Annotated in this window: 7 protein-coding genes; all 7 read right to left on the reverse strand. The window is 53.1% G+C overall.

Going from position 1 to position 5,976, the window contains the following annotated elements; translation table 11 throughout:
- Positions 1-1,076 (reverse strand): phage major capsid protein (locus tag AXE65_RS10825; RefSeq protein ID WP_068392128.1); only part of this gene is annotated, 1,076 nt, incomplete at its 3' end.
- Between the two features lie 11 nt (positions 1,077-1,087).
- The gene (locus tag AXE65_RS10830) at positions 1,088-1,747 is read right to left on the reverse strand and encodes an HK97 family phage prohead protease (protein ID WP_068392131.1); all 660 of its coding nucleotides are present in this window, start codon (positions 1,745-1,747) and stop codon (positions 1,088-1,090) included.
- The gene (locus tag AXE65_RS10835; RefSeq protein ID WP_068392134.1) at positions 1,740-2,948 is read right to left on the reverse strand and encodes a phage portal protein; all 1,209 of its coding nucleotides are present in this window, start codon (positions 2,946-2,948) and stop codon (positions 1,740-1,742) included. Before AXE65_RS10835 ends, AXE65_RS10830 begins: the two co-directional genes overlap by 8 nt.
- Positions 2,945-4,660: a terminase large subunit gene (locus tag AXE65_RS10840; protein ID WP_079214143.1), complete on the reverse strand. Its 1,716-nt coding sequence runs from the start codon at positions 4,658-4,660 to the stop codon at positions 2,945-2,947. Before AXE65_RS10840 ends, AXE65_RS10835 begins: the two co-directional genes overlap by 4 nt.
- Positions 4,660-5,136 (reverse strand): phage terminase small subunit P27 family, encoded by a 477-nt coding sequence (locus AXE65_RS10845; RefSeq protein ID WP_068392137.1) that lies wholly within the window; start codon positions 5,134-5,136, stop codon positions 4,660-4,662. Before AXE65_RS10845 ends, AXE65_RS10840 begins: the two co-directional genes overlap by 1 nt.
- A 1-nt stretch (position 5,137) precedes the next feature.
- Positions 5,138-5,470, reverse strand: a complete 333-nt coding sequence (locus AXE65_RS10850; protein WP_068392140.1) for an HNH endonuclease signature motif containing protein — start codon at positions 5,468-5,470, stop codon at positions 5,138-5,140.
- Positions 5,457-5,786 carry a phage holin family protein gene (locus tag AXE65_RS10855; protein WP_068392145.1) on the reverse strand — a complete coding sequence of 110 codons (330 nt, stop codon included), beginning with the start codon at positions 5,784-5,786 and terminating at the stop codon, positions 5,457-5,459. The genes AXE65_RS10850 and AXE65_RS10855 overlap by 14 nt, the downstream gene beginning before the upstream one ends.
- Positions 5,787-5,976: the final 190 nt, after the last annotated feature.

Here is a 5,976-nt window from a genome sequence, read left to right on the forward strand (position 1 = left end):
ATGCGGTCTACAATCGTATAGGCGCGTTTAAAGTCGCCGAACAGTATCGCGTGCGCGTCTTTGCTTAAGCCCGGCATGTCTTCGTTTTCGACAATCGGGCGGCCAAACAAGGTCGATGGCTGCCCTGCTTCAATGCCTGGTCGCCACAGGTAGTTGCCGTCGGCGTCTTTGAGCTTGCGGATGTAGGCCACGGTCAAGCCTGCCATCATCCACACCGCGTTATTGCGGTAGCCTTGGTTAAGCTGGTGAATGAGGTTGATCAGGGCATCGCCCGTCACTGCGCCGTTGCCGCCGCTTTTAACCAGTTGCAGGGTGCCAAACGGGCGCACGCTGTCCGCTTGTTCGTTGGTGGGATACGCCAACAGGCCTTTGGGTTTTTTGTTGCCGTCGCCTTTTAGAAAGGCTTCGCCCTCTTTGCTGGCAAACTCGCGGCGCACTTCGTTTTGTAGCCACTGCTCGACATTAAAAAACGCATCATCCAGCACATTTTGCGTCGCCGCCGGATTGGCGTAGATCTCGCCCATCACGGCTTCAATGGCCGCGAGTTTTGGTGCGCCGGTCTCTGGCCGTGCATCGATTTCACCGACCCAGCCGGATGCCGCGCCGCCTATATTGACCAAGCGGCGATAGTTGGGCGTGCCTACGGTGATTTGGTCGCACACGCTGCGCATCGGGCTTTCACTTCGCAGCAGTTCGATAATGCGCTTATCGAGTTGCTCGGGGATGGCGTAGCTGCCGCCGTGGCTGGAACCGCTGTCAAAGGCCTTGGTGGTGAGTTCGTCGCTGGTGTTGCCGGTTTTAACGAAGTCATTAAAGGCTTTTTGGTAGCTATCCGGCGCATTGCCATTAAAGGACGGGCGTTTGAGTTCGATGATTTCTTGCTCAAGGCTTTTTTTGGCGGCTTCCAGTTCGCTTAATTTTTCGTTAAGGCTATCCACTTTGCCGGACAGGCCGGATAAGCCGCTAGTAAGGCGTTCGTCATTGGCTTTTTTAAAGTGTTCAAAGCCCGCCTTAAATTCTTCAGTGACGTCTTTAATGTCTTTAAGGATGTTTTCGCTGCGCAGTTCGCTGGACATGGGATTTTCCTTCAGGCGAATGAGGTGTTTAGGGATTTAAAATAAGACAAAGCTTTAGTTAAGGCTTCGCTTTCGCTATCTGCATCGCGCAGTAACAGGTTTTTAGCGCCGCCTGCCATAAAGGCTTTGGCTTGTTTGCGGGAAAATCCGGCGTCGCGCAGGATTTTTTCTATATCGGCAGGCGGTGGCAGTTCACCCTGCTGCAAATACTCTTTAACGTTGATAATACGGGCGCTGCGGTTGGCCGGTACCGTGACTAGGGATATTTCAACCAGGTCTGCCTCTTTAATATTGTAGCCTTCTTTGCTGCGTTCGTAGTCTTTGAGAATAAAGCCGACCGAAAGCCCTTTGATACTACCGGCTTTGAGGTGTGCGTAGATGCGTTTGGCGTTGGGGTCTTCGTCAATTAAAAGCTGGCCTTTTACGCGCAGGCCGTGGGCGTCTTCTTCAATGGCTTTAAAGACGCCTATCGGTTCTTCGTGATTATGTTGCCATAATAGCGGCGGCAGGGATTTGATTTGCTTCCAATGGGCAAGGCTTTTTTCAAAGGCACCGCCCTCAATAATATCGCCGCTGCGGTCTTGTTCATCAAAGACGCTGGCGTAGCCTTCAAATTCGCCACCATCTTCCAGCCGTTTTACATTGAGCGGGAAGTCCAGCCGGTTAGTCATGGGGTGCCTCCTGGTTACCGCTGGTCATATTCAGCGGGGTTAAATAGTCGTCGCCGCCTGCACGGGGATTAAGTTCTTCATTGGCGCGGCATTCGTTGGCGCTGACAATGCCCCAGTTGCGGCCAATGGCATAAGCCTCATAGCGGCTTTTTAAATCACCGCGCATCAAGGCGGCGGTGTTGAATTTGGCGTAGTAGCGCGGTTGTTCGGTCTCGTCCAGCAATCCAACAAGAATGCGTTTTTCAATGCGCGTTAAATAGGGCACCAAGGCAAAATTAACAAAGTGCATGCCCATATGTTCGATGTTGTTGAGGGTCATTTTTTCCATATTGGCAATCAAATGCGGCGGCACGCGAAACAGTCCGCAGATTTGCGCTTCGGTGAGTTTTTGGCTTTCAATCAATTGCGCATCTTGCGCGGTTAATGACAGGTTTTGCCATTGCATGCCTTGCGGAAAAAACAGGACTTTGCCGGTGTTGCCGCTGCCCGCATAGCGTTCGTTAAATTGGTGTTGCAGGTGTTCTATCGCATCATCGTCTATATGCGCTTCCGGTATGCTGACGATGCCGCTCGGGCGTGCGCCGTTCACAAAAAAGCGGGCGCTGTGTTGGTTGATGGCCTGGTTTAAGCCCAGTGCCCCAGCGCCTTGGGTGATCGGGCTTAATCCATTGATGCCGTCGATGCTGCTTAGGCGGATATGCCAGAGGTCTTGTTGCGTCAAGGTTTTTTCGGTAGTGCCGTCTTTGACTTGGTAAAACAGTCTGCGCCGTTCGTCCATTTGTGGGGTGACGGTTTCCGGCGCTATCGGGTGCAGTTCCAGTCGCCCGCTGGTTTTTGATTGCACTTTGTGCGCATAGAAGTTGCCGCGCAAGCACAGGTGCATAATGACCAGCTCCCAGAATTCTTGCGCGGTCATATAGTCGTTGGGCGCGATGCTGATGGCGCGTGATAACGGGTGTTCATCGGCGGCGGTAATAGTGCCGCCGTCTTTGCGATAGAGTTTGCACGGCAGCATGCCGGTGCTTTCGGATAATACACGGATGCAGTTATACACGGTGATTTGCCGCAAGGCACTTTGTGCGGTGACGGTTTGACCGCTGTCGGTGACAAGGCCGCTGCCTTTTAATAATTCGGCCAAGCCTTTTTTAATTGTTTTTGGCGCACCTTTAGGGGCAAACTTGAACCAGCCTTTAAGCTTCATATAAAGCGTAGTCCGTGATTGGCTTTAATATAGGCATTATAATCGAATTTGGGCGCACTTTGATAATCGGATACGCCCACGGCCATCGCCAGCGCAACAATGCCGTCAATCCGCCCGTTTTGTTTAAGTTTATTAAATTTGCGGTTTTCCTGACTGTCGCTAATCACTGTGGCGCAGGCCGCGTTCCATCTTAAGCAGGGGTTTTTCGCGACTTTTAATTGGCCGTCTTTTAACGCTTGTTCCAATAGGTCAATTGAGCGCGGCATCCATAGTTTACTGCCTTCGGCTTTAAAGTAGCCTTGGCCGTGTTGAATAAGATTGAGTTTGATGTTTTGCCCTTCGGCGGCGCGCATCAGTTCGTCCATGCGGTAGCTGTCGAAAGCGATGTTTTTGATATTAAAGCGCTGGTTGAGTTTGCCAATACGCGCGGCCACATAGCCGTAATCAATCAGGCTGCCCGGCTCAGCATGAATATGGCCTTGTTCCAGCCAAATATCATAGGGCACGCGGTCTTTTTCTTTGCGCTCGTAAAGGGTGTCTTTGGGCGTCCAGAATTCAACGGCGGCAAGACCCAGATTGGGGAAATAGAGGGCAAAGGCGGTTAAATCCCGTGCGCCGGATAAGTCAAGACCGCCATAACAAAGTTCATTTTGATCAATATCGTCCAGGCTAAAGTCTTGTTCGCAGGCTAACCATATATCGCTGCTGATCCACGGATTGGCCGCGTCTACCCATTGGCAAAAATTAAGGCGTTTAACAACGCTTTGTTTGGATGGCATGCCTTTGGCTTCGCGCACCTGGTTGCGCAAGTAATCATAACCCGGCAGGCCATAGGCTAAACTGGGATTGGCTTTGCCCCAGCAGCGTTCATCATTGAGCGGGTCGTCGCCTTCATCCAGTGCGCAGATATAAGCAAAGAAACTATCGTCCTGATTCATGCCGCTGGCAATACTTTGGCCGTATTCGTGATAATGCCAGCACACACTATTTCTATCATGCCCGCTGTTGGTAATCATGATGACCAGGGCATTGGGGTCTTTTTTAACTCCGGCACGCATCATGTCGATGACGTGGGCGTTTTTGTGTTCGTGGATTTCGTCCAATAATACAATGTGCGGGCGCGGGCCACTTTGTCCGTCGTCGGAACTGATCGCTTTAAAAAAGCTGCCGCTTTGTTCGTGCTCTAATTGATAACAGTTGGTGCCGCGCCCGTGTTTTTTAAGGCGCTTAGTTAAATAGGGCGACTGGTCAACCATCGCTACCGCGTCTCTAAACAGTATTTTCGCTTGGTCTTTTTTGGTCGCCGCCGCATAGACTTCGGCTCGGGGCATTTTATCGACCAGCATGCCGTATAAGCCGATTGCCGCCGCTAATGGACTTTTGCCGCTGCCTTTGGCGGTCTCGATATAGGCGACTTTAAAACGGCGGTGCCCGTGTTTGGTCTTCCAGCCAAATAAACTGCCAATAATAAAGGCTTGCCACGGGTTTAATTTAAAGGGCCGCCCTTCGTATTCGCCGCCGTTGAGTATTAATACTTGCTCGCAAAAGTCGATGGCGTGAAGGGCTGCGTTTAAATCAAAGAGTATGCCGCGTGCTTTGCCGTTTTTAAGGTCGCGCAAATGCCGCTGGCAGGCGTTTTTAACCGGTTTGCCTGCTTGTATTTCGCTATTTATCACGGCGTGGGCGTAGGCGCTGACGCGGTCTTTTTTCATTAGCTGAAAAAACGCCCCTCCACGGCATCGCCGTCTTCTTGGGCTTTGATCAGATCGGCCAGCGCTTTGCGTGCCAGCGGCGTGAGGCCAAATTGCTTGGCAAGGGTGTCGGCGCGCTTTTCCGCGCGGTCGCGCAAGCCGTGCAGCGGGTGGATGTTTTGGTAGCTGTCGCCCTGCCTATGCAGATCGCCCGCGCCGTCTTCCTCCTCGTTGAGTTCGCGGATTTTTTTGGTAAAACGAATGTAGTCGCTGCTCGCCTGGCAGTAGTGCGCCAGTGCTTGGCTATCTAGATGGCTAAACAGACCTAACGCGGCAAGCTCCCCCGTAAGGTGCGCATAAAGCGCCGCGCCTGCTTTGTCCAGCCAGTCGGGGATAATGATCGGTTGGCTTGCAGGCGGTGACGGCGCGGTGCGGGTTTGTGCGCGTATCTGCGCGGCCAGTTTGGGACGCCTGCCGCTAAATGCAGTGCCTGCCATGTCACCAATCCCCACTGAGCGGGTTGCCTTGCGCGTCACAGCCTTTTAGCTGCCCGCTGCGCTCTTGCCGCGCTTTGTGGCGGTCGTGACACGGCTTGCACAGCGGTTGCCAATTGGCGCTATCCCAAAACAGCGCTTGGGCTTGCTGGATGCTGTCCTTCTGGCCGCTTTGCAGCGCTTGCCCCAGCCGGTGCGGGCGAATGTGATCCACCACGCTGGCCGCCGTCACCTGTCCCACTTGCTGGCATAACACACAGAGCGGGCGGCGTTGCAAAAAGCTTAGCCGTGCCTTGCGCCAGCGCGGGTTATGGTAGACATGGCTATGCTGGCTCATCGTCGCACATCCTCAATTTGCGTTTTAACCAGCGGCTATAGAGGGCGCTGGCAATATCGGCTCCACCAACCGCCACCATGCCGGTCAAAGCGCCTGCCATGAGCGGATGCGCACCGTAGGCCATCGCCAGCATCCCTGCGCACATGCCAAAGGTCGAAGAAGCACCGCAGCGCAACAGGGCACGCTTGATCAAATCGCCAAACGCAAGGCCAGCCGCTTCCGCCCGCCACGTCTCGCCAAACAGCCCCGCCAAAAAGGCCAGCGGAAACAGCCATAACGGCAGATCGCTCAAGGTTTGGTGCTGACTGGCGGGCATATTTATCTATAATCCTAATAAATAGATTAGATTTATTCATTAATATATCTAATTAATAGATAAGTCAAGGCATATCCCGCCTCAATATGTCAACCCAGACCCCTCCCCATTTTTCACCTTCGCGCACGTTAAGGACCGTGTGAGGTTGCTTCTGGCGGTGTCCGGAACTTTTCGCCCCTCCCCTCCCTTG

The sequence above is a fragment of the Ventosimonas gracilis genome, assembly GCF_001580025.1.
GTDB lineage: Bacteria > Pseudomonadota > Gammaproteobacteria > Pseudomonadales > Pseudomonadaceae > Ventosimonas > Ventosimonas gracilis.

Bases quoted from the DNA above. Each gene is read 5' to 3' on its own strand.
- AXE65_RS10830 (WP_068392131.1), bottom strand. From the start codon at position 1,747: ATGACTAACCGGCTGGACTTCCCGCTCAATGTAAAACGGCTGGAAGAT.
- AXE65_RS10835 (WP_068392134.1), bottom strand. From the start codon at position 2,948: ATGAAGCTTAAAGGCTGGTTCAAGTTTGCCCCTAAAGGTGCGCCAAAA.
- AXE65_RS10840 (WP_079214143.1), bottom strand. From the start codon at position 4,660: ATGAAAAAAGACCGCGTCAGCGCCTACGCCCACGCCGTGATAAATAGC.
- AXE65_RS10845 (WP_068392137.1), bottom strand. From the start codon at position 5,136: ATGGCAGGCACTGCATTTAGCGGCAGGCGTCCCAAACTGGCCGCGCAG.
- AXE65_RS10850 (WP_068392140.1), bottom strand. From the start codon at position 5,470: ATGAGCCAGCATAGCCATGTCTACCATAACCCGCGCTGGCGCAAGGCA.
- AXE65_RS10855 (WP_068392145.1), bottom strand. From the start codon at position 5,786: ATGCCCGCCAGTCAGCACCAAACCTTGAGCGATCTGCCGTTATGGCTG.